Annotated in this window: 23 protein-coding genes and 1 tRNA gene; 9 read left to right on the forward strand and 15 right to left on the reverse strand. The window is 36.9% G+C overall.

Features of this window, described 5'->3' with window-relative positions; translation table 11 throughout:
- The first annotated feature begins 21 nt into the window (after positions 1-21).
- The 3 genes from BLT04_RS00060 (at position 22) to BLT04_RS00070 (ending at position 3658) form a co-directional block, all read left to right on the forward strand.
- Positions 22-1575: a peroxidase, FMP-type gene (locus BLT04_RS00060; RefSeq protein ID WP_228421878.1), complete on the forward strand. Its 1554-nt coding sequence runs from the start codon at positions 22-24 to the stop codon at positions 1573-1575.
- 124 nt (positions 1576-1699) lie between these two features.
- A complete protein-coding gene (locus BLT04_RS00065; RefSeq protein ID WP_089752463.1) occupies positions 1700-2725 on the forward strand; it encodes a heme-binding protein in 1026 nt (341 codons plus the stop codon).
- A 108-nt stretch (positions 2726-2833) separates the two neighbouring features.
- The gene (locus BLT04_RS00070) at positions 2834-3658 is read left to right on the forward strand and encodes an alpha/beta hydrolase (RefSeq protein ID WP_089752465.1); all 825 of its coding nucleotides are present in this window, start codon (positions 2834-2836) and stop codon (positions 3656-3658) included.
- Between the two features lie 122 nt (positions 3659-3780).
- On the opposite strand, the gene BLT04_RS00075 is transcribed toward BLT04_RS00070, so the two are convergent.
- The 11 genes from BLT04_RS00075 to BLT04_RS00125 form a co-directional block, all read right to left on the reverse strand.
- A complete protein-coding gene (locus BLT04_RS00075; protein ID WP_089752466.1) occupies positions 3781-4944 on the reverse strand; it encodes a cytochrome-c peroxidase in 1164 nt (387 codons plus the stop codon).
- A 53-nt stretch (positions 4945-4997) separates the two neighbouring features.
- Entirely contained in the window at positions 4998-5786 is a 789-nt protein-coding gene (locus BLT04_RS00080) for an SDR family oxidoreductase (RefSeq protein WP_089752469.1), read from the reverse strand.
- Between the two features lie 40 nt (positions 5787-5826).
- Positions 5827-6324, reverse strand: coding sequence for a G/U mismatch-specific DNA glycosylase (mug, locus tag BLT04_RS00085; protein WP_089752471.1), 498 nt, complete (start codon positions 6322-6324; stop codon positions 5827-5829).
- A gap of 43 nt (positions 6325-6367) precedes the next feature.
- The gene (locus BLT04_RS00090; RefSeq protein ID WP_089752473.1) at positions 6368-6985 is read right to left on the reverse strand and encodes a DNA-3-methyladenine glycosylase; all 618 of its coding nucleotides are present in this window, start codon (positions 6983-6985) and stop codon (positions 6368-6370) included.
- Positions 6986-7081: 96 nt separating this feature from the next.
- Complete coding sequence (locus tag BLT04_RS00095) at positions 7082-7354, reverse strand: hypothetical protein (protein WP_089752475.1); 273 nt, start codon at positions 7352-7354, stop codon at positions 7082-7084.
- A gap of 30 nt (positions 7355-7384) precedes the next feature.
- Positions 7385-8737 carry a S41 family peptidase gene (locus BLT04_RS00100; RefSeq protein ID WP_089754136.1) on the reverse strand — a complete coding sequence of 451 codons (1353 nt, stop codon included), beginning with the start codon at positions 8735-8737 and terminating at the stop codon, positions 7385-7387.
- 12 nt (positions 8738-8749) lie between these two features.
- On the reverse strand, positions 8750-9490 hold the full coding sequence (locus tag BLT04_RS00105) for a hypothetical protein (protein WP_228421879.1): 741 nt from the start codon (positions 9488-9490) through the stop codon (positions 8750-8752).
- A 187-nt stretch (positions 9491-9677) separates the two neighbouring features.
- On the reverse strand, positions 9678-10589 hold the full coding sequence (locus tag BLT04_RS00110; protein ID WP_089754140.1) for a T9SS-dependent choice-of-anchor J family protein: 912 nt from the start codon (positions 10587-10589) through the stop codon (positions 9678-9680).
- Between the two features lie 82 nt (positions 10590-10671).
- Complete coding sequence (locus BLT04_RS00115) at positions 10672-11979, reverse strand: hypothetical protein (protein WP_089752477.1); 1308 nt, start codon at positions 11977-11979, stop codon at positions 10672-10674.
- A gap of 266 nt (positions 11980-12245) precedes the next feature.
- A complete protein-coding gene (locus tag BLT04_RS00120) occupies positions 12246-15536 on the reverse strand; it encodes a TonB-dependent receptor (protein WP_089752479.1) in 3291 nt (1096 codons plus the stop codon).
- A gap of 62 nt (positions 15537-15598) precedes the next feature.
- Entirely contained in the window at positions 15599-16546 is a 948-nt protein-coding gene (locus BLT04_RS00125; RefSeq protein WP_089752481.1) for a FecR family protein, read from the reverse strand.
- Between the two features lie 237 nt (positions 16547-16783).
- Between BLT04_RS00125 and BLT04_RS00130 the strand changes: the two genes are divergently transcribed.
- The 4 genes from BLT04_RS00130 (at position 16784) to BLT04_RS00150 (ending at position 19714) form a co-directional block, all read left to right on the forward strand.
- Positions 16784-17401, forward strand: coding sequence for an RNA polymerase sigma factor (locus BLT04_RS00130; protein WP_089752483.1), 618 nt, complete (start codon positions 16784-16786; stop codon positions 17399-17401).
- A 202-nt stretch (positions 17402-17603) separates the two neighbouring features.
- Positions 17604-17688 (forward strand) — tRNA-Ser (locus BLT04_RS00135).
- A 331-nt stretch (positions 17689-18019) separates the two neighbouring features.
- Complete coding sequence (locus BLT04_RS00145) at positions 18020-18511, forward strand: hypothetical protein (RefSeq protein ID WP_089752487.1); 492 nt, start codon at positions 18020-18022, stop codon at positions 18509-18511.
- A 357-nt stretch (positions 18512-18868) separates the two neighbouring features.
- Complete coding sequence (locus BLT04_RS00150; protein WP_089752489.1) at positions 18869-19714, forward strand: transporter; 846 nt, start codon at positions 18869-18871, stop codon at positions 19712-19714.
- Between the two features lie 24 nt (positions 19715-19738).
- On the opposite strand, the gene BLT04_RS00155 is transcribed toward BLT04_RS00150, so the two are convergent.
- The 4 genes from BLT04_RS00155 to BLT04_RS00170 are packed head-to-tail and all read right to left on the reverse strand — an operon-like array spanning position 19739 to position 21367.
- Positions 19739-20071 carry a helix-turn-helix domain-containing protein gene (locus tag BLT04_RS00155; protein WP_089752491.1) on the reverse strand — a complete coding sequence of 111 codons (333 nt, stop codon included), beginning with the start codon at positions 20069-20071 and terminating at the stop codon, positions 19739-19741.
- Positions 20072-20098: 27 nt separating this feature from the next.
- Entirely contained in the window at positions 20099-20524 is a 426-nt protein-coding gene (locus BLT04_RS00160; protein ID WP_089752492.1) for a transposase, read from the reverse strand.
- 7 nt (positions 20525-20531) lie between these two features.
- A complete protein-coding gene (locus BLT04_RS00165; RefSeq protein ID WP_089752494.1) occupies positions 20532-20987 on the reverse strand; it encodes a hypothetical protein in 456 nt (151 codons plus the stop codon).
- A complete protein-coding gene (locus BLT04_RS00170; protein ID WP_089752496.1) occupies positions 20987-21367 on the reverse strand; it encodes a hypothetical protein in 381 nt (126 codons plus the stop codon). The genes BLT04_RS00165 and BLT04_RS00170 overlap by 1 nt, the downstream gene beginning before the upstream one ends.
- Positions 21368-21711: 344 nt before the next feature.
- On the opposite strand from BLT04_RS00170, the gene BLT04_RS00175 reads away from it, so the two are divergent.
- Entirely contained in the window at positions 21712-22953 is a 1242-nt protein-coding gene (locus BLT04_RS00175; RefSeq protein WP_089752498.1) for a phage integrase SAM-like domain-containing protein, read from the forward strand.
- A 176-nt stretch (positions 22954-23129) separates the two neighbouring features.
- Positions 23130-24545: an ATP-binding protein gene (locus BLT04_RS00180; protein ID WP_089752500.1), complete on the forward strand. Its 1416-nt coding sequence runs from the start codon at positions 23130-23132 to the stop codon at positions 24543-24545.
- The last annotated feature ends 6 nt before the right edge of the window (positions 24546-24551 follow it).

Below are 24551 nucleotides of genomic sequence, written 5' to 3' on the forward strand. Positions count from 1 at the left end.
TAATCATAAAAACGATATACCATGCTTAAAAGAAAAAAAGAAATCATTCAAGATCTTAATGCGAGATTATTAAAAGCTTCTCCTGAAGAAAAGAAAGGTTATTTAGCACAATTGATGGATGGCTATTCAAAGCTTCTGATCGATGATCCCGTAAGACCTTTTAGAGAAGAAAATCTAAACGACATAGCAAACAATGTAGATTATGGCGTTTTGGCCGCATTGAATGGCACATGGGTAAGTTACAATGCCAATTACAATAAAAACATAGACAGACCGTCATTAGGAAGCGGAATCCATACGACGATTATGCCTTCTCCGGGTACTAATCCGGGAACAATTCCCGGGAAATTCAGCTTTGACAGCGAAGAATATATTGAGAAATTAACATTCGAAATCGTTCCCGGCGGTGTCCGTAACCGTGGCGGTGCAACGGAATTATTCTGTGGTGCTGTAAAATATGATCAAACCATTAAAAGTGTAAATAAAGTAGAAGGAAATCCTGATTTACAGTACGCCGGAATTCACGAAGAAAACGGAATGTATCTTTGGTTAAGTGACGTTTACAATTATGCTGCGACTGAAGAAACCATCAAAAAAGACCGCGGAATTCACGCTTTTTCTGATGAAGACTACAAAGATTATGGCTACAAAGGAGAATACAGAAACGAGCCATTGGTGGAAGTAAAAGACGAAAACGGTAATTCTTCATACATCCTTTTAAGCCAATTAAAAGAAGGGCAACAATATTATGAAATTATTCCTGCACAGGAAATAAAACCAATGGATGGCATCACAGGACCTTATTTTATTCCTGATTATTCTATTTCAAGAAGTGGCGTTATTCCTCACGGAAGTACAATTACATTACTGGGAGATATTGCGCCAAGCGGTTCAAATTATTTGATTCCGGGTGCTCCTCAATTCCCTTATGGAAATGCAACCTGGGATCCTCCTTATCTTGCCATTTCACCTACAATGGGCGGCGCAGGGGCAAGTGTTACAAATCCTATCAATCTTGACGAGCCCGCGCCGGCATGGGTTCATGAAACATTAAATGACCAAAACGATCCTGGCTCAAATAAAATCTATACACAGAGAATACTTGCTGATGATTTGTATCCGTATTCCGTACGTCCGGATATGCGATTGAGAGACACATTGAGCGGACAAAATGTTGCCAACTACGTTCTTATTCAAATGTCATCAAAAATGAAAACCGGAGCCCAGGGAGGAATTTTAAATGTTCCTTTTGTGAATCGTTTTGTTCCTACCGTTGAAGTGGATTTCCGTCTGTGGATTGAAACTGTAATTGAAGACGGAAAAGAAATTCTACAGCTGCAATACGAGCAGATTATATTTTTTGAATTTGATTTTGGAAATGACGGTGGTACGACAAGCTGGCCACACATTCAAGTCAATACGCTTCGTAAAATCGAGGATATTCCTGCAGACCAGAGAAAAATAATCGAAGAGCAGTTCTTCAACGCTCCTTCTGCAATGAGCATGACGACGCCTGCTTCCATTACTGACGGCGCTGTAAATCCACCTTCCGGATGCCCTTACCATAAAGGTTAAGATGAATTAAACATGCAGAATTATTAAGCTGAGACAAATAGTATTAAACCTTATAGGTTCCAGAAGCCTGTAAGGTTTTAAAATTCTAAAAACTAAAACCAATTAACCATAAAAACTAATCATTATGAATTTAGAAAGCAAATTAAGAGGCTTAACATTAGGAGCGCAGGTCCTTCCTCTAAGCAAAGTTTCCTCTTCGGATCTTGGCGCTTTGGCACCACTTGTAGGAACCTGGAAGAATGTTGCGGTTCCTGAAACAGCAATTTCAGCGGGATGGAACACCATTTCGGTTCCCGGACAGGATAAAGGATTTGTATTTGAAGTTATTCCTTACACAGAAACACTTACTTTCAATCCGGTTGTGGTACAGGCTGGAAATCGGGGGCCTGTAGTCAACGGACAGCAAGTTGAGCAAATGATTTTCGGATTGCTGTACGAACAGCAAATTGTAAGTGCCTGTACAAGCGATTTTTGCAACGAACGCGGTTTTCCTTCAGGATCTACCATTCACGTGGAGACAGGATTATTTTTAAATTTAGGTCAGCCAAACGGAGGTTACACGATTGCACGTATGTCGACCATTCCTCACGGAAATTCATTACTGGCTCTTGGAAGCTCTGTTGAAGTGGGCAATCCGGGGACCGATTTTTTCAGTCCGGCTTCCTCCATTCCTACTTTATTGAATGGTGACAGAATCAATCAGCTTGGTTATTCGGATCAGATTATCGGAAATCCGCAGTTTGCGCCATTCAATCAGGTAAATCCAAATGCATTTCTTCAATCTACACTGGAAGGTTTAGTCGGAACAGGCGGAGTCAGCAATATGACCGTCATTCAAATGTCTACCGACACACCGGATGCCAACGGAGGAATTTTGAATATTCCGTTTATCCAGACCAATGTAAATGCCACAAAAATGGACGCCACCTTCTGGATTGAAGATATTACAGACAGTGCAGGAAATCCCAGCCAGGTTTTACAGTATTCGCAAACGATCAATCTGGTTTTTCCGGCTACAGGATCTGCACAACCCATTAACTGGCCACACGTTACGATTAATTCCATGGTAAAAATACCCGAAACACAACAGTTTCAACAAGAATTTAAGAGTTTAGATGTGACCGAAGGGCTTACCCCAACTGAATTTTAATTTTTAAATACTAAACCTCCGAATAATTTTGGAGGTTTTTTTATTTAATTAACTTAAATCAAGATAAATTATTACGTGCTTCTTTAATTTTGCTTAAAACTAAACTTTATGATCAATCTGACTGAAGGCAGAAAAGGTTTTGAAACCATCAGCAACTACTCCATTTCTGAAAAGGTTACTCTTGAAAATATTATTATTGCAGATGTTCCGTGCGCCTGGGTAATTCCTGATGAAATTGTTGGAAACGATATTGTCATTTATATTCACGGTGGAGCTTTTATTTATGGTTCGATCAATTCTCATGCGCCAATGGTGAGTTATATTGCCAGTCAGTTAAAGAAAAAAGTCTTGATGATTGATTATCGTCTTGCTCCTGAATATCCGTTTCCGGCAGGAATTGATGATTGTGTTGCGGTGATTAATTTTTTACATAAAAATAACTCTAATTTTAGCTTTGGAATTATTGCCGACAGCGCGGGCGGAAATATTGCGATGTCAACCAATTTACAATTAAATGAAACGAACGGACCAAAACCAATGTATACCGTTGTAATCTCACCTTGGGTTGACCTTGAATGTAAAAATCCGAGCTACGAACGCAACCAATTGACGGATACAATTTTAGCCAAAGAATATTTAATTGAAGCAACGAAGCTTTATGCTCCCGATCAGGATTTGTCTGCTCCGTTTTTATCGCCAGTTCATGGTAGTTTCAAGAATCAATCGCCTATTTTGATATTATGCGGAACCAATGAAATTCTGGAAGATGATTCGATTAATCTGCATCAACAATTATTAAATCAAAACATTGAAGCAGAATTAATTCTTTTTGAAAACGAACTTCACGTCTGGCCTTTCATGGAAATTGATACAGAAGCGTCAAAGAAAGCATTACTTAGAATTGCTGATTTTGTGGAAAAATATTCAGTTTAAGTTATTTAAACATTTGATTTTCAATATACATATAGTTTGTCATTCCGTAGGAATCTCGACTATACAATGAAAAAAAATTGTATAGATTCCTACGGAATGACAAAGATGATATTTTGAAGGCACTATTTCGGTAATTCCGGAGGGATAATTCTCTCCGTTTTCGTTGTCAATGTTCTTAAAAATGCTTCCAATTGGGCGACTTCAATGTCTGATAATTCCAGTAATCTCAACATTTCGGATTTTTGAGAATTTAATGTAATTCCTTCATGAATTGTTGTGCGTTTTGCATACGGCTCAGGATTTCCTTTATTGTAAAACTGGATGATTTCTTCTAATGTTTCAAAGCTTCCGTTGTGCATCCAGGGTTGTGTTCTCGTTACTTCCCGTAAGCTCGGAACACGGAATTTTCCTACATCTTCAGCCTTTTTTGTGATTAAATATCTTCCTAAATCTTCATCTTTCAAACTTAATGAAGCGGTTCCGATATTTTCAAAACGATTATTAGAAAAATACCCTGAATTATGACAATTAATGCATTGCGCTTTCGTCCTAAATAGATGCAATCCCATCACCTCATCATCCGTGTAAATCTCTCGTTTTCCGTCGATAAACTGATCAAATTTACTTTGGGAACTTCTGACAGTTCGTTCAAAAGTCGCTATGGCTTTGGCAATTTTATCTTTCGTCACGGTTTTGTTTCCGAAAGCTTTTTCAAATAAAATTTCATAGCCTTTTATTTTGGCTATTTTTCCGGCTACAATCTCGATGTGCTCGCCCATTTCTCTTTTATCTTCGATCGGCATTTGAGATTGCTGTTCCAGAGATTCGGCGCGGCCATCCCAAAATAAAGGTTTTGCAAAACCGGAATTGAGAATACTCATCGCATTTCTCACGCCGAGCTGCCTGTCGTGACCGAAAGAAAATTTTCTGTTGTCACACCAACCGAGTTCAGGATCATGGCAGGAAGCACATGCAATTTGATTTGAAACCGAAAGACGGGGATCAAAAAAGAGAATTTTTCCGAGATTTGCTTTATCTACAGAATACTGATTATCAGCAGGAAAATCCATTTTGGGTAAATGCCCGATTTCAGAAAAATAAGGTTTTGCTTCAGGATCCAGAAGCGGTTTCGGCCAGCTTGAAGAATCCCCTGAAGAGTATAATTTCCTCAGGTTTGAGATAAAAGACTGTTGGTTAATCTCCTGGTGAATTTTACTGTTTAAACAATTATTTAAAAATAAAACTGCTACAGACAACAAAAAAATCCAGCTTACAGCATTCTTCATGGTTTGGGTGAAGTTTCCGCAAAATTATGGATTCTTACTTTACTTTGCACTGCCTAATACGTATTATTCAGTCCGCCATCCAAAGGAATGCTTGTTCCTGTGATGTAAGCTGCATATTCAGAAGCCAGAAAAGCAACCAGATGACCGTATTCTTCAGGTTTTCCCAATCTTTTCATAGGAATTTTATTTTCTCTTCCTTTTTTAATCTCTTCAATTGATGTATTGCTTTTTTGAGCTTCATTTTCGATCATACTTTTAATTCTTTCCGTATCAAAATATCCGGTCAGAACGTTATTAATCGTAACATTATGTTTTGCAACTTCAATGGAAAGTGTTTTCGACCAGGCAATTACCGCCGAACGGATAGAATTTGAAAGCACCAAATTATTGATCGGTTCTTTCACCGACAAAGAAGAAACATTGATGATGCGTCCTTTTTTCTGATCAATCATATAAGGTAAAGCCAGCATTGTTGTTTCACAAACGGTCTTAAAAAGAAGGTCAAATGCTTTTTGATAGTCTTCAACATCTTTTTCCAAGGCCATTCCCGGTTCCGGGCCGTTGGTGTTATTGACTAAAATATCAACAGAATTATTTTTAAAATATTCAGTAATAATGTTTTTATAATTTTCAAAATCAGAGAAATCAGCCACCAGATACTGATGCTTTTGTTCATCACTAATAACGGGTAAAGAAGCTGCAAAAGCTTTCAGTTTTTCTTCATTTCGGGCCATTACGGTTACATTTGCGCCGCATTTTGCCAATTCGATGGCGATTCCCGCGCCTATTCCCTGTGTGGCGGCTCCTACTAAAGCATTTTTTGAAACCAGCTGAATATTCATATTGTATTTTTTTGATAAATCTTAGGTTAAATTTAGTGAATTAAACAATAGCTCTGTAAAATTCACCATAAGCATTCACAAGATTTTCCAATGTAAAACCACGATTCAAGCCGCTTGTATTGGGTAAAACCCAAACTTTTGCACCACAAAAATCTTCGGATTGCTTGCCCCACGGAATTTCTTTTTTACCGGAAAACGCCTTATAAGCTGCTTTACCAAGAAATCCGATATATTTTGGCTGAAAATAAGTCATTTTAGCGCTAAAAGCATCAAAAGAATTTGCAAATTCTTCCTTTAAAAGTTCGTCGGCGCGTGAAGTTGCCCTTTCTACAGCAGTTGTAAGACCATATCCAAAATCAAGCATCTTGACGGCGTCAGCAGGCTCAATCTGATACGGTGTAAATCCCGACTGATGCATGACCTTCCAAAAACGGTTGCTCCTTCCCGAAAAATGAAGTCCGTCACCGGAAGATTTTAAACCAGGATTAATTCCGCAAAAAATAACGGTGAGATTTTTAGCGATAATATCTGTTAACATTTGTTGAAATTTAAATTAAAATAAGCATTTAAGGTGAAAAAAATTAATCTTGAGGATCAAACTTATTCGGTTTGCTTACATATTTATTTCCTTTCACAAAAAACCGCCATGGCAGAAACGCATCTTCCTGAGCGTAAGCCACACCAACGCGCGGAACTGCTGCAATCTGATTTTCCGGATATCGAATCCCGTGATCTTCAAGCCAGATTTCTTCTCCTGTTAAGTCTTTTTTATTGAATGTACGGTCAATTCCCAGGGCTTTTGCAGCTGAACCCGGGCCGGCTGAAATGGCTGGTTTCGTAAAAGGCATTTTTCTTCTGGCTTCCATAACTTCTTTACCGATTAAAGGCTCTACAGCTCTTACTAAAACTGCGTGCGGCTCGTCTTTCACGGAAGTTACGATATTGAAAAGATGATGAATTCCGTAGCATAAATAGACATAGGAAATGCCGCCTTCGCTGTATAACGTCTCGGTTCGGTCTGTACGCCGGTTTCCGTAGGCGTGGGAAGCTTTATCATGAGCTCCAAAATAAGCTTCGGTTTCTACGATTATTCCTGCGGTTGTTTCGCCTTCTATTTCGGTAAAAAGTACTTTCCCTAAAAGGTCTTTAGCTAAAAAAATGACGTCGGGATTCTGATAATAAGAAAATGGCAGCTTCAACTTGTAAAGTTTATTATTTTATACAAAGTTAACGGAATTTAGAAATTTTATTTTCCGGTAACGATAAACTTTACTCCTCTTTTTCAAATTATACCATTATTTTTTTTCTTTTCTTCTTTTAAGCTCCCGCAATTTTGGAGTTAATATTTTTCGTAAATCGTTGTGATACTGTTTATAATTTTTTATGCTTTTTTCGAGCTGCTTTTTGTTATTTAAATAATCTTCATAAAGCTCAAGCAGCTCTGAGGTGTGGGAAATAATATCAAAACCGTGACTCTGCGGATCATCTGTCGTTTCTTTTAATAAATAACGATAATATTCCATACGTTCGGTGAGGCTGTTGTGAAATTTCGGTTCTATTCCCTGCATCTTTATAATGTATTGAAAAACTTACCTAAATCATTTTCTGATATCAACAAAAGGATTATCACTTTCAAATAAAATTTTCACGTTTTGATCTGAATTCGATGTAAATATTGCAGATTTTGAATAAATTTTATTTAAAGCTGATGAAAGCAAAGTTTCATTAGAATCGCCCAACGGTAAAAGAGGCAACATCATATATTCATTGACTGTAATTTGTGGAGAAATCCCATTGCTGTACCCTCCTTCCCCATTGGCATTTAACACTTTATAAATAACGGGATGAATCTGCCATGAGATTTTTTTTGGTTTCCGCTTATCTTCAATAGGAAATCCTGCCATGTCTTTTCCCAGCGTAGCTTCGCCAATCTGAGTGACCTGCAGATAGGGCTTTAAATTATTTACGACAATTTCTGAAGCTGAAGCGGTGCTTTTTGAAGTAAGAATATAGACTTTATTCAACCCTAAAGCATTGGCATGAAGCGTATTAAAATCAAGCGCATTGGGATCATAATCAATCTGCTGTGCAAATGTTCTTTTCACTTCTCCCCCGTTTTTATTTCCTTTATAGGTAATAAATTGTGAATTGGCTGTAATCCCAGACGGGATCAGCGAGCAAAGCGCGGCGGCAGATGAAACCGAGCCGCCATAATTGTACCGGAGATCAAGAATTAATTCCTGCACTCCGGCAGCTTTAAACTCGATAAACTTCTGATTTAAAGCCTGCGTCATTCCATCCGGAAAATCGTAGATATAAAGATATCCTGTTTTTTTGCCATTTTCCTCAAAAATTTTAGCTGTAACAGATTGTTCGAAAGAATATCCGTAATAAACGGTTATGTTTTTTTCATTAACAATCGTATTATTTTGCCATTCTCCTACTGTAATTTCAAAAACAGTCTGTTCGGGAATAGACGAGGTTAATTGTTGTGCATTCGCTGCTGTGATAAGAGTTCCGTTGATTTTTTTAATCATCATTCCTCTTTGTAATCCGGCATTCATGGCTGGTGAATTATTAAGAACGAGCTTTATGACTGTAACAACTTCGCCGCTGCCCAATTGTAAAACAGCATAATCAAAGCCATACATATTGCGTACAGAACGCGGATAGGTGGAAGAATCCTGTGTATCAACAATATAAGAAAAACGATCCTGGGGTGACAACAAGCTCTGAAAAAAGTCTTTAACGGGAAGATGATAATCCGGTTTTGCAGGCATCTGATCTGCCCAGTAATAATAGCGTCTCATGCTGTCCTGAACCCAGACATTTTTATATTCTGTGCTGCCTTCGGGAAAATCGGGAATGCTCTCATCGGCATCTCTGCATGACACAAAATTAATGCATACTGCCAATATCACCAATATGCGAAATTTAATAAAATTTCTCATTTTTTTCATCGTTTATAAATAATCGGCTACGTCTATATCTCCTTTTACAACCAATACCCCGTTCTCCATTTTTTCCTGAAGGACAATCATATTGGCGCCAATATCCTGCTTTACTTTCACCTGAATAAGACCGGAACCTGAGTAAGGCTCTGTTGTTCCCGGTTTGTATAATTCCAAATACACAGGAGCCGTCGCACTGAAAAAGTTATAAATTTTTACGGTGGTAAAATTATCTTTCCCAATGCTTTCAAATTCTCCCAGAATCACTCCGTTTTCCCTTTTCAGAACTCCTTTAACATCATGTAAAGAAGAGCCTGAAAATTCACCCAGATTCGGGAAGATAAATTCAAATCCTACTTTTCCAAGATTGACCTGAGGCTTCACGGCGTACGTTTTAAGGAAAATCCCGGGAAGATTAAAGAAATTCACATTTTTATAATCATTTATGTTATCGTAAGTTATACTGTATTTTGCGATTTGGGCACCTGTTTCGTTATTATAAACTCCAAGCTCGTCAGTTTCACCTTTATCCAGCACAAACTGAAGCTGAGTTTCGATTTTATCGGTGTAAGAAGTTTTTCCGCTGATTGATATTGGCGATCCATTTAGCCTTAACTGAAGAATATCCGGTTTGGAATATCCTTTAATATTGACTTCCGCAGGTTTTTGGGCTTTATCATATACCTCCAATGCATCATTATCGGTACAGGAAAATAGTAATGTAAATAGTACCAGTGCTATGATCTTTTTCATCTATATTATTTTAAACTTGAAAAATTTAAACTTAAAAAATATTGCCCTTCCCCGAGGAGCAGGGCAATCATTATAAAAAAAACTAAATTGGATGTTTGAATAAATTTTATATATAAGCTGTTTGATATATTATTTTAAAATTTTCATGGTCTTTTTCAAAACATCTTAGCGTTTAAAGGAAAATTGGTTATTTCTTGATAAATTTCAGTTTTTCTGATACGTTTCCATCAGAAACATCAGCAACATAAATACCTGCAGAAAGTGCTGAAACATTGATATTTTCTGAATATTTAGCCATCAAGACTTTTTGCCCGGACATGTTGTAAACAGCAATTGTGGTGTTGTTTTCTTTTAATTTAGGATTAAGCTGTAGCTGAAGAGAATTTGTTACAGGATTTTCCATTATTTTGGTTACGTTTTTAACTTCTTTTACATCTTTTGTGTTTAAAACTGAAGAATAAATAGCAATTTCATCAATATTAATGTTCTGAGAATTAATAGGTGCGGCTACTATTCTGTTTGACCATAAGCCGATGTAAATCTTTTTTCCTGCAAAAGCGGAAATATTGACTAAAGATTCCGCAAACTGGGTAAGATCGGTCGGCAGAGTTGTACTGGCACTGAATTTATAGGTTGCACCACCTGCATTTTGTGCATCTGTTGCCAATTGTTGGAAATCAGACAATTCTGGTACCTGTTTTTGAGGTGTGCTTACGAAAATATAGATATCCCTTCCCACAGTTGTATGGGTAGATCGCTGTCTTCCGATATAACCGGCTAAAGTGATGGTTCCGCCTGCTCCTGTAAGATCTATCTCAGGGGAAATGATCCAGTCGTTTTCGGTTGCAAATCCGGTTGCATTTCCCGTAGGGACCAGGTTGATTGAATGACGCAGAACTCCTGATGTTCCGTACGTTAAAGCGGTGCCGTTGTGATAAATGTTCTGTCCCTGAACCCATCCGTTTCCGTTTCCGTTCAGATCATAGAAAGTCCATCCCTGTAATGAAGCAGGGGTATCGAATGTGTTACTCCAAACAGGATATTGTGCAAATATTGCTTGTGATAACAATAGAATAGATAATAAAATTAATTTTTTCATAATACCAATTAGTAAAGTTTTTTTGTTTTTGTAATAAAAGCAGGGAATGGCAATAATTGCCAACCCTGCATTTTAAGTAAGATTATTCTACAATTGAGAAATCATATTTTGTCCAGATACCCTGGAAGTTTCCACAGTTTCTTGGAGATACGTTCCAGCTGATAGAGAAGAATGGGCTAGACATACCGAAAGCATCTGCAGAAGTTCCGCTAGATAAATTTGCCGCAGGGATTCCCGCTGTACCAGTACCGGTAACAACCGTTGTAAATCCGTGTACTTTGATTGATCCGTAAGTAGATGCAGAAGATAATTCAGAACCTGAACCTTCTACTCTGATCCCTGTAGGATAACCTGTAATTACAGCATCATTTAACGTTAATCTACCGTTTCTTCTGATGTGGATCCCGTTTTCGTAAGCTGATCCTACTCCTGAGATCGGAGAAACCACATTTGTACTTGTTCCTACGATTGTAAGGTTATTAATAACAGGGTGTGTAAGCAACGTAGTAGCTGTACCCGTTGCGTTGTTATCCAACTCGATCCCATTCGTATCAGAAACTCCACCACTTATAGTGTGAGAAGAATTAGCATCTGCCAAAGCCAATGCACAAGTGATAGTTCCTGTATAACCATTGTCAAAGTCGAAGTTATCATCTTCTGCTGCAAAAGATACTAAATTAGTAGCATTTACAGTACCTCCGAAGAATTCGAAAGAATCGTCCTGACCGTAAGAAACCTGGATATGATCTAAAGTAGTACCATTTCCAACACCTCCTAAAGATAACGCATTCACCTCGTTACCAGAGTTAGCCCCTACGAAATCGTAACCTGCAAACTCGATACGAACATATTTCATTGTTCCTGCATTATGAGAAGCATTTGAACCACCAAATTGATAATCAACACCTGTTAAACCTTCGATTGTAGTTGTTGTAGGTACGTTTGTCGGAGCATCTCCTAATAAAACTACCCCACCGAAATCTCCGGGAACTGCAGTTGTATCTTCGTTTCCGTCCAACAATCTGTAGCTTGTGAAGACAATTGGCTGAGATTCTGTACCGGTAGCATTAATATGACCTGTTTTTGTGATTACCAGGATTCCTGAACCTTCTCCGATAGCATTAGGTTTAGCTTTAATGAATGTTCCCGGCTGTATAGTTAATGTAGCCCCGTTTTTAACAGTTACAATACCATCAATTTCTACAACTCCGCTCCAAGTCGTGTTAGAAGTGATCGCACCGCTAACCGTAGTTACAGGAAGAGCTGAAGCCGTGATATACTCAGCAGAAGCTGATTGCATACCAAATGGAGATGAAGAATCTGCTAATGAATCATGTTGACAAGCTGTAAGTGATAAAGCAGCTGCTGCAATTAGAGTTAATTTTTTCATTGTTATAAATTTTTGTGATCAGACCGGTTGTTTATGTTTCGGGCCCGATGTTTTTTATATTAGAAATACCCACCTCTGTATTCCTGCGATTTGGTTAATTTTTTTTAAGCTTCTGCAATACATGAGGTGACATATTGCGAAGTTTTCCGGTTTTTTTTATCTGAATCTTACTGTTGTTGCGCACCAGCAGTATTCATTCTGATTCATCTTCAGGTTACCGAAGCCTGTACGTTGCATGAGCTCTTTTCTTCTATTTTTTTAATGGTTTAAAATGTATAATTCACACTTAAGCCAAATATTCTTCCGCTGTAGGCACGAAACAAGATCTTATCAATATTCTTGTCGTATTTATCGGTAGCGCCGGGCAAAAGCTCCCACATTTCCCTGTCTGTCTGTGAAGCACCGCCACCTTTCGCCACTGAATAAGAATTAAAATTGTTATAATATTCTTTCACCCTGTTAAAAAGGTTTCTGACATTGAATTTTACTTCTAAATTCTTATCTCTTAATAATTTATAGGATATCTGGGCATCTGCCACTGCGTAAGCACGCTGTATTTCTTCTCCGTTGTAGGCATATCCTACTGTGATGTACTGATCGCCTTTGGCATTGTATAAAAAGCTTGCCCCTAAACGTGCTCCGTCATATATTAATCCTACATTATAAGCATAAGGAGTCTGCCCGTAAAGGGGTCTGTCGACTTCATAGGTTTCGTCCGCGTCGGTTGTTTTTTCTCTGTTTTTAAAAGAAATGACTTTGGTATCGTTGTAGGTAAAATTTCCGCTTATAAAAAGCTTTTCAAGGAAAGAATCTATTGCAATGAAGCCTAAATTTTTCCTTACTTCTGCTTCAAACCCTTTCAGTTTTGCATTTTTTGAATTTCCATTATAAAGGAATAAGTTTCCTTCATTTGAAATAAATCCTTCACGCTCAATCGGCCGGTCGATATTTTTATAGTATAACCCCGCTGAAAAAATTTCACCTAACCCCGGAAACCATTCAAATTTAAAATCATAATTATTGACTATAGATGACACCATTTCCGTATTGTATATCAATCCGTTCGCTACCGGATCAAAATAAGGCAACCCTGTTCTTTCATTAAACTGAGGGCGGATTACGGTTTTGCTATACGCCAGTCTTACATTGATTTTGCTGGTCGGACTGTACGTAAAGTTGGCGGAAGGCATAAACTGCCAGGGTTTATCTTCAACTGGCACTTTATTAACATTCTGCGGGTCGCTGGGATCTGTTTGCTGGGAAATCAGCTTATATTTAAAATATTCTGCCCTCAATCCCCAGACTATCCTGAATTTACTTTTCCAACGATTATCAAACATAACATATCCGACATGCTGATCGACCTCGCCTTCATATTTTTCATTTTCATAAAGCGGTCTTGTCTGCCATCCGATTCCGCCGGGTACGTAATGTGAACCATCGAACCAGTCAGCAAGCGCTCCATCCAATGTCAGTATATTATTTCCGGTTGTCTTTTCATCCACTCTCAGCAAAAATTTCTGCTGTACATTCGTGTTAGTCTTTGAGGCACCGGCATACCCTACTTTTATATCATTTTTAAAATTTTCACCATTGATATTCCATTTAAATGATGCTCCGTAGTTGTAATCTGTCTGCCTGTTTTCGATATAACCTCTTGCAAAATCACTCGATGAATTATATATCTGATGATAGGCCTGGATTTCGTTTCCGATAAAATTATAAAGTGTAGGATGCATCGTATAATCTTTGGTGTCGGATGAAACTCCTGTGCGCGCAAAAAACCAATCGATATCTGCGTTTCCTATTTTGTGGTTTCCTTCCAGCTTATTTTGCAAAAGGGTCTGATAAATAGGATAATCCGTATTATCTGTATAAGGTCTGTCTAAAGATTTGATTTGTGAAGGATCATTATTTGGGATAACTCCGTTGTAAAAATAATTGTAAGCCAATTCTGCGTTGCTCGGCAACCCGCTTCCACCTGTATATTCATTCCAGCCTGTAATTCTTGTTAAGGTATTATCATAAATGTGGGTGTAAGAATTCCGGAAAGAGAGTCTGTTTTTTCCCAATTGCAATCCGAAGTTCAACATTCCCGCCAAAGTTGAGTTATAAGTGTAAGAAGCTCCCTGATTTTTAAAATTGTAAAATTTCACGGGTGCTTCACCGGTTGTCTGCCAATCATTAATAAGTTGGGTGGTATCCAGCCAGTTTCCCCTTCCTGTATGGTCGATATCTAATTTATTCTGTTCGTTTCTTATGGTTAAAGCTCCGGCTAACCCCCATTTATTGTTATTTTTAAGCTGAAAAGTCCTTCCAAAAGCCAGCTGCATATTTGAGCCTAAATCTGCTTTTGTGGCATAATTGGTAAAATTATCATTCACAAACTGTTTCGACTGCTCAAAAAACAGAGGATTCTCCCAATTCATTGCTCCAAGACCTTTTGGGAAATCTCTTGTTCCGTCATCATATCCGAAATAATCATATTTTCCGCGCTGACGGGTCAGGAATTCTTTAAAAGTCGAAATATCATTATAAGAAGTCCCGACAGTTACCGTCGTAAAATTTTCATTGGGAATATCTTTCGTTTTTACCTCAACATAACCTCCCGCAAAGCTGGCATTCATGTCCGGTGTAGCAGTTTTGCTTACGATCACGCTTTCCACCATTGCGGTAGGAATAATATCAAATGAGAAATTCTGGTTGTACGCTTCCGTGCTTGGAAGGCTGATTCCGTCCATTGCTGCGGTATTCCAACGCTCTCCCATCGAACGCACCACCACATATTTATTATCAATGGTTGTAATTCCTGTCACTCTTTTCAGGGTTCCTCCAACGTCGCTGTCGGGTGTTTTGGAGATTTGTTCGGCAGAAATACCGTCACTCATTTGCGCGGCTTTTTTCTGCAGAGCGAGTAATCCGGCCTGGGTATCAGCTTTACGAACTCCCGTAATGACCACTTCTTTGATGTCTGTTATTTTATCTGAAATCGGCTTCATCGCAAATGAAACATTATTTGTTTCGTTATTGCTTACCGACAATTTTTCTACTCTTAATGTGTTGAATTTTGGTGCTTTAACCGAAAGCGTATAAATTCCGGAAGGCAAATCAACTGCAAAATCACCATTATTATCTGTCGTAATGGTTTTTCCGGCTACCGTTATTTCTGCGCCAACTACGGGATTTCCCACTTCGTCAACGATTTTTCCGGAAATTCGCCCGTTTCCCATGACAGAAACATTGGACCCTTCATATTTTATTGAAATAAGATCTCCGCGCAAACGAAAAACCACAGGAAGACCTTCTGTAATGTCTTTCAGGCAAGTGCTTACGGGAACATTTTCACATTTTATGCCTTTTACTTTTAATTCTTTAATATCCGCTTTAGAATAGGCGAGCCTTGTGCCTGTTTTTGTGGCAAATTCTTCCAAAACTTCAATCAACGGCTTGCTTGCCGGAACAGAAAATGATACTTTTTGTACTAATTCCTGCGCCTCCACTGCTGTTACAGTAAAAAACATCGCCGCGATTGTAAAACTACATTTCAAACTTTTCATCCTCTTTTTTTAATTAAAATTTTTCTAGTTATTTGTTTTTTGATATAATATTTTGCGGATTTTTATTTTTTCAGAATATACGTACGGTTGTCTTTTTCCACTTCCAGGCCTAGTATAAATGCCAGTGCTTCTATATTTTCATCGGTAGTTCCACCTGTAAAGTCTGCCGTGATTTTTTTATCTGAAACTTCTTTAGGATATCTGATATTGATGTCGTGATTTTTCTGTAAAATCTCAACTACTTCTTTTAAAGAGACATCATTAAAGCTTAAAGACAACAAAGCGGAAACTTTCTTCCCTGAATTTTTCTCAGTTGAAAAAGAAATAACTGCAGCCGTTCTAGGAACTCCGAAATTGGTCCATTTCTGATGAGGTTTAAGAAAAAACACAGGAACTCCGGCTGAGGAAACAGCAACTTTACCTTCATAAAGATCAACCGCCTTATCATTTCCTGATTGTGAGATTTTAAAAACTGTTCCTAATACTTTCGTGCTGAAACCCTCGGCATTAACAATAAACGGATGCTTTTTTGATTTTGCCACGGAAAATATTGCATCTCCTTTTAAAGCCACCACCCTCGTGTCTGCGGGAAAAGATTTTTCTACCGTAAGCTCGGCACCCGGAAATAAGTTCACCAATGAGCCGTCAGCCAAATGGATTTTTTTATTCCCTAAATCTGCAACATACACATCCGACTTAAAGAAAGTCTGATAAGTGAAAATTCCACCTAATGATAATAACAGAATGATGACCGCCGCAGCCTGATAGATATATTTTTTAAAGCTAATTTTATGATTAACAATTGTAGACTCTACAAAATAAGGCTCCAAAGCGAATAAAATTCTTTCCCTCGATTCTTTAATATGATTTTTATCCAGGTCATTTTCAACATGAGCTTTCCATTTTTCCAACACTTCAGTTTCTTTCTGGGAAATCGTTTCTCCAGAAACTTCTCTTTGCCAAAGCCTGAAAACAAAAGCTTCAGCATTTTTATATTTAAGACTCTTCATAAATTGTCAATTCACAAGTATTACTATCTGTAAAACTGTGAAAATGGAAAACTTCCCCAGCCCGCTTTTAATATTGGATTAACATTAAGGCCAACTTGTTAACAGTTTTAGATGATTCTTAATGCTTTCTCAACATTTGCTTGATATTATAAAGGAGTTTTTCAGAAATAATTAATGTTGGATTTGCTAAAGTTCACAAAAAGTTAATTTTGCATTAGGTAATTTTGTCGTGTAATTATGAACCCGACAGACCATACTTTAATAAAGAAAATAAAATCAGGTGACAGACCTTCTTTTATGCTGTTGTACGAACGGTATTTGGACAGTCTGTACCGTTTTGTTTTCGTCAGAACCCGGGATAAGGAGATTTCGGAAGAGCTCCTGCAGAATCTTTGGGTAAAAATACTTGAGGACACAGCCGTGATCCAGACCGATGAATCAGAAAGTGCAAAAGGCTATTTACTGCGCTACCTTCACTATAGAATTATTGATTATTACAACAGCTACAAAAAAATTCCGCCCACGGTAAGCATTGATGAATCTGATTTCCCGATTGAAATAACGGATACGGAATATTTTGAAATTCTTGAAGAAAATGATATTTCGGCCTTATTTATCATGATCGATGAGGTGGTTTCTCAGCTTCCGGTTACCGAACAAAAGGTTTATGACATGAGAATCCGGAAAAATATGTCTGTTGATGAAACTGCTGAAGCTTTAGGACTGAGCAATAAAACCGTGAGCAACAAATTAAGTAAGGCTTTAGGTGAAATCCGCGAACAGCTGAATCCCGATTATCAGTCTTCCAAAAAGCTAATTTCTTTATTAATGCTGATGGAATTACTGGCAGGCTAATTTTAACCATAATGAATTATAATTTTATTTAATTGCATTAAAAGATCACTTTCTGACTGTAATTACCTATGTTGTAAAAAATAATCAACCTGATTTTAAGGGAATTATTATGTTTTACTACAATTTCTATTAAAAATATTTTGGCACCAATGAAAATCTTTCTATATTTGCACCACTGAAAACGACGGTAAGGTCGAGCTCAGGAGAGTTGGCAGAGTGGTCGATTGCGGCAGTCTTGAAAACTGTTGACTGTAATAGGTCCGGGGGTTCGAATCCCTCACTCTCCGCTGAATACGGAAGAGAATTTCTTCAAATCGCATTAAAGCTTAAAGCCTGCATTTTTTAAAAAGTGCAGGCTTTTTCTTTTTGTATAACTTCTCGGGATTCTGGATGTTGAAATACAATGTTTCAGAAAAAAACGACAGAACTTTGATTGATCTACTGTTTTTCGGATTTTGCACATGCCGACAGAATAATGTTTTTCAAGATAATTGCCCAACAGAAACCGTTTTTTTTCAGCAAAACCGGTCAGAATCTAATAAAAAATTAAAAAGCAGCAAATTGACAGTGGTAAAATAAATAAAAATATTATATTTAATTTCAAAAAAAATACTGTTTATGCCGACTGAAAGGTTTCACAAGCTGATTCCGATGACAACTTTTGTTATTGAATACTATTCAAATGAAGGATATGCTGATCTTCAAACATTGCGTTTGATGAATAATTATGCTAATTTCCTGAAACAACCTTTAACTCTCGGTATGTTTGTCCCCGTAGATCCGCAGGGAAATGTTCTCAAAGAACCCAAAAATTATCCAATCTGGAAAACGCTCGAGCATAACGACGGAAAAGAAAATAATGGTGTTGGATTTAATGAATACAAAATATATCAAAAGGCAGAAAAAAATTGTCTTTTTGAAGGTTTTAAGTTGGATTATAATGGCTACTCCCGCGTTAGGATTGTTGCATCATACAATCCTTCTATTGAATTGTCCTTCAACAAAAATGACTTGATGTGTCCCTTATTTAAGGATATTGAAGCATTTACTCATCTTGATGATATATATCTTACATCCAATGCTTTAAAGGTTATTGGAATTGAGAAATAAATGCACCGTAATTTTAAGTTTTAATAATTAATCTGAAATCTGACACATTTTGAGAATTACCCTCTATCACAAAAAATTACCTTCCGGGGCAGTGGAAGGTAATTGTGTAAATTTCAAAATAAAATATATTTATGTGATGGTATATTTTAAATTTCAAATTTTGTGCCAGTCAATTATTTAAATCATTAAATCGTGAGTTTTGTGGTATCTTTTTATTTTATTTAAAGATTTGCAGTTATTAATTTTAATAATGCAGGAATATTAGAATAATTTGGCTTTATTTTAGCTTAAGAAAATCAGGAAAATGCCGAACAGGTTTTCACTGGATCCTGATTTAACAATAATAAACTAATAATAATGACTATAAATAATAATTTCTTTATTGCTGCCTTTTGCTTTATCTCCTTTCCTTTTGTATGTTCCGGACAACAAGCTCAAGATCAGAATTATACATTATTTAATCCTGTTCCGAGAGCACTCATGAGAGAAATGGAAACAGACCGGCCGGATGTCACCGAGTCTCCTTATACCGTGGATGCGGGACATTTTCAGTATGAAACAGATATAATAAGGATCATTCACGAAAAATCTGAATCAAAGCAAACCAATACCTTATTGGTAAACCAGGCTAATCTTAAGATTGGAATTACCCGTACAACCGCCATACAGATTGGTTTCCAGACATTTGGAAGGCAAAAAGAGAAAGAATTGAGCTCAGGAGCCGTGACAACTCAAAGCGGTTTTGGTGATATAAACCTGAGAATTAAGCAAAACTTAATCGGCAATGATCATGGTAATTTTGTTTTGGCATTATTGCCCTATATAAAGTTCCCGACTTCAAAATTTGAGGATGACAGCCGTTTTGAAGGTGGACTGATTGTGCCCATGCTCTATAAATTACCCGGAGAATGGACTCTGGGGCTTCAGGTGGAAGCAGACAGGTTAAAGGATAAAGATGAGCAGGCCATGCACACAGAATTTCTGCAGTCTCTTACTCTCAGCCATCCCATTGTAAAAGGGGTCGACGGTATCGTAGAAACTTATTATACATATGATTTTAAGGCCCACCAATTATCTAATTTTATCAATGCAGCGGTGCAGGTGGATGTAATTAAGGACTTTAAACTCGACGCCGGCCTTAATTACGGAATACAGAATGAAGCAGGAAAACACTATTTCATTGGTGCCTCTTATCGCTATTAAACGATATATATTTCATATAGCATTTCACACGATAAATCTTTTTTTCCATTTTGTAACTGTATTTCTGCTTAATTTAAAATGCCTTGCAAGCTGGCTGTTATTGAGTCTGTTTTTTTTCTGATAATCTAAAATCTGCAAAATAGTAGATTTATTATAAAATCTGTGCTTTTGATTAAAATCTGAAATATCAGAGGAAACGGTTCCGAATATCATCGTATTGATCTGTATCACATCGAGATGAGAGATATTTTTCTTATTCAGTATATCCCGGCACTGTTCCTTTTTATCAGGAAACATTTTATCTAATATATCAGAATAAATTCTTTTGTAATCAGGCTGTTTACTTTCTAAGTTCATTTTTCTTTAAAATTGATGATTCACTTATTATTTTTTATACTTAACGATCCATCTGTGGAGGGTAGATTTGGGAATCCTGTATTGATTCATAACTTCCACCTTTGATTTTTCTTTTTTTTCAATAAGATCCAGAATAAAATCGATCACTTCTTTCGTATAAAGGTTTTTACGGAATTCCGGTAAGACTGATTTTATTGTTTTATTGTAATTCACGCTCGACGGCGGTGCGTACAGAATAAGATGCTGGGAAAAAAAACGGAAGAAATCATACTCTAAAAGCTTGCTCCATCGCAAAAGAATATCTGTATCAAGGCTTTTTGAAGCATACATTTTTTCTATATCTTCTTCCTCCTGCTTCATGAAGCTGCAGATCCGGTCAATATGAATGTCTTTTTCCATCACCCGCGTATAGATAATTTCTCCTATATGTACATCTTTAAAGTTTACTTTCATTGGTATCTTAAGAATATTTAATTATTTGCTCTAAGCTGTTTCGTAGTTTTTTAAGCTGTCCGCGTGTTATGCCCTGTAAATAAACAGAAATATCGGCTGGCCCGCCCTCTTCTTTATTTATAGACAACATCAGCATTGATCCTGTAATCGAGAATCCCTGAAGCGTTACAGCCGGAAATTCGATCAATGTGCCCTGCCAGAATTTCTGAAAAGGATGATAACATTTTATACTTATTATTTCCCTTGAGATTTCAAATTCAATTGCACGGATTGCTGAAAGAGCAATTAAAAACCCGCACAAAAGGACAATTCCCGCAGCCAGCATCATTATTTTGTATTGGAAGGATAAGGTGAGGCAGCCGATGATCATTAATACATCAAAACCGGATAACAGCAAAACAGCATACAAAAACAGCTTCACATACTTTCTGTTATTTAGTTTTACCATATTCCGCTCGATCATTAATGGCTCGATTTGTTTTTGGATCTGCTGTAATAAAAAATAAGGGCAATTGCAATCATAAGTAGCAGAGGGACATAATTATCGATTTCAGCGGTATATACTTCTTTTTCAGGAACTGGAAGATGCTGATTTTCAGCGCTGTTTTCTAATGCTATAACCTTTGCTTTTTTTGACCGGTCTGCTTGTAGGCTGTCTTTCGGCTTATCTTTATCGGCATTATTTTTTTGTACGGTTTTAGGCCCGGCAGCATCAGCAAAACATAGGTTATATTCTTTATTTGCCTTCTCTGAACTACGGATGATGTATGCGGTATTTGAAATAATCACGATGGCAATGAGCAACGTAATTAACTGCGTCATGTTAAATTTATTTTTTTTCATGGTTTTCGGATTTTTGATAAAAATTTTTAATCGTTTTTAAATAATTAATTATCATATTTAATCAAAACATAGTCCTACATAGACTACTTTTAATTTTAACTATTTAAATATCTGAATACCCTGAAAAAAAATTGCTTTATTGCATTACAAATCAGCTCTGCATGCTTTATTCATAATCTTTAAAATCTATCATCTCTCATTAATCTATATATTTGGATAATAATTAATTATAATGTATTTGTTTTTAGATTTAATTTATTTACATTTGCATTAAATAGTAGTCTATGTAGGACTACTTTTTTTGCCTTAAATTCGTTGGATAATAAGCGTTTAAAAATCCAACAATGACAATTCAGTTTTTTCTTTCCAAAAATGGAACTGCAAGAAATATCAATCTAAAACTTACCGATGAATCAGGCTTCAGCAATTTTGTTGCCCATATGCCTTTACGCATCTCAGAAGAGGAATGGGATCATGAAAAACAACGCCCAAAAAATATATACCTTAAAAAATATAAAAACCTTAATAACAAAATAAATCTCCTGAAAATAGAGCTTAGCGAGTATTACGGCCAGATAAAAAACAAAGAAAAAACGATCAGCCAGAGACAGTTTTCAAAAAAAGTAAAAAATGTATGTCTGCAAAAAGATACTTTTTATCCGGAGATGACATTACTGCACTTTATGGAGCAGTACATTCATATAAAGAAGGAAATAATCTGCAATTCTACTTATAAAAGATATAAGGTTTTCTTTAATTTAATACAAAGATTTGAAGGGCATGTATCGGAAAGATTATATGTTGAGCACATCAGCTCAGAATTTATCAGAGATTTTTTAATATTTGGAAAACAGGAAGATTATAGCGAAAATACAATCTACAGAACGATTCATTTTGTAAAAACAATCTTAAATTTTGTAGAAAGAAGAGGAATTAAAACACGCGTCAGGGAACTTGAAATCCGAAGAGAAAAACAGAATAAAGAAATCATAACTTTAAGCGAATCTGAAATATTAAAAATAAAATATACGAACGTTCCCGATCGACTCCAAGACTCCAAAGAATGGCTTCTGATCAGCTGCTACACAGGCCAGAGGGTTTCTGATTTTATGAAATTCACCTCAAGGCAGCTCGTCGAAATAAACAAAAAAAAGTGCCTCAATTTTGTCCAGCAAAAAACACAGAAGGAAATAACAATTCCCCTGCATCCGATTGTACAGAATATCCTCCACAGAAACGGTAAAAATTTTCCTAACGAAATAAGCATACAGCAGTACAATGAAGATATAAAGGAAATAGCCAAACTAGCAGGACTTACAGAAATGATTAATGCGCGAAAAAGATTAGGACACAGAACAAAGCTTTTAAGGATCGAAAAATGGAAGGTAATATCAAGCCATATCGGCAGGCGGAGCTTTGCATCCAACTTTTACGGAAAAATACCCACTCCCCTTTTAATGGAGGCTACCGGGCACAGCACTGAGGTGATGTTCTTAAAATATATCAATTCTTTCGACAAAGACAGAATGGTAAAGCTCAGCAATTATTTTGATAAAATGTACGAGGAAAGATTTCTCAGCGCATAAGCTTAAATTATTTTTTAATTTTTTTAATTTTTTAATTTTTATTAATAAATTATCATATTATTAATATTATGAAGTTTTAAATACTATCAATATTGAAATATATTTGATATATTTAAGTATAAAATGATGGATAAGCTATTTTCACAATATTAAAAAGCGTAAGGAAGGAATATATTATGGTACAAAATACAGAGATTTTACAGCAATTTGATGCCCTGGCTGCAGTGCCCGAAAAACAGCTGCAATGGCTGGAAGAACACAGTAAGATCGTAGATTATGAAGATGGAGAATTTATCAGCATTGAGCACAATAAAATAGACGGCCCTCATTTTATTCTTGACGGCCGCGTTGCCCTTTTTATCAAGCAGGGAAACGAAAACAGGGAAATCGGATTGCTTGCAAAAGGCAGTATTTTCGGATATCTTCCTTATTCAAGAAGCGTCAATGCGGGAGTAAACAGCCAAGCCATCGGAAAGGTAAAAATCATGTCTTTTAATACTGATGAGATCCGGATCATGATACGCGATCATTTTGAGCTTACCCAGGCGTTGGTGCATATTATGAATAACAGAGTCCGTGAATTTACCGCCCTTCAGCAGCAAAATGATAAAATGGCAGCCCTGGGAAAACTGGCGGCAGGCCTGGCTCATGAAATTAACAATCCCGCTGCCGCACTGGTAAGTGATTCCCTGTCGCTCCGGCAACATTTGCAACTAGATCCTGCGTTGTTTAAAGAACTCACTTCCCTGCATTTAGAAGCTTTTCAGATTGATGGCGTACTTGATGAGTTAATGAAAATTTTAGCGGCAACCGATAAGCCAACATTAACTCTTAAAGAAAAATCTAAAAAGGAAGAGCTGATTACCGACTGGCTGGAAACTCAAAATATTGATAACGCAGAAGAAATTGCTGAAGTTTTTGTGGATTTTAATTTCACTTTAGAAAACCTGAAAACATTTGAAGATTTGCTTCCGGTACATGCCAGATCTCCTATTTTTAATTGGTTATTAAATATTTTAGTGACCGAAAAAATGATCCAGGACATACAGGTTTCATCCAAAAGAATCTCCGAGCTCATAAAATCCATCAAAATCTATACACATATGGATCGCGGATCAGAAAAGATGTCTTCCGATATTCACGACAGCATCCGGAATACACTCAGCATTCTGGGTTACAAATTGCGCAAAGGAAATGTTGAGGTAGATGAGAGATATGAGGAAAACCTTCCACAGGTCATGGCCTACACAGGCCAATTAAACCAGGTCTGGACCAATCTGATCGATAATGCCCTTGACAGCATGGAAATCAATCAAAAAGGAAAAATTATCATCACCACAGAAAGAGACCGCGAATTTGTAAAAGTAACCATCAATGATAACGGTCCGGGAATCCCCGAGGATATAAAGCCTAATATATTTGATCCTTTTTTCACCACCAAAGATGTCGGAAAAGGCACCGGAATGGGATTGGAGACCGTTCAGAGGATCATTTTAAAACATAAAGGTTCTGTGAAAGTGCAATCGGTTCCCGGCAGCACAACTTTTACCGTATGCATCCCGATTAACAGCAATAATATCAACAATCTGTAAAATAAA

This window comes from Chryseobacterium soldanellicola (assembly GCF_900100115.1).
In the GTDB taxonomy this organism is placed as follows: Bacteria; Bacteroidota; Bacteroidia; order Flavobacteriales; family Weeksellaceae; genus Chryseobacterium; species Chryseobacterium soldanellicola.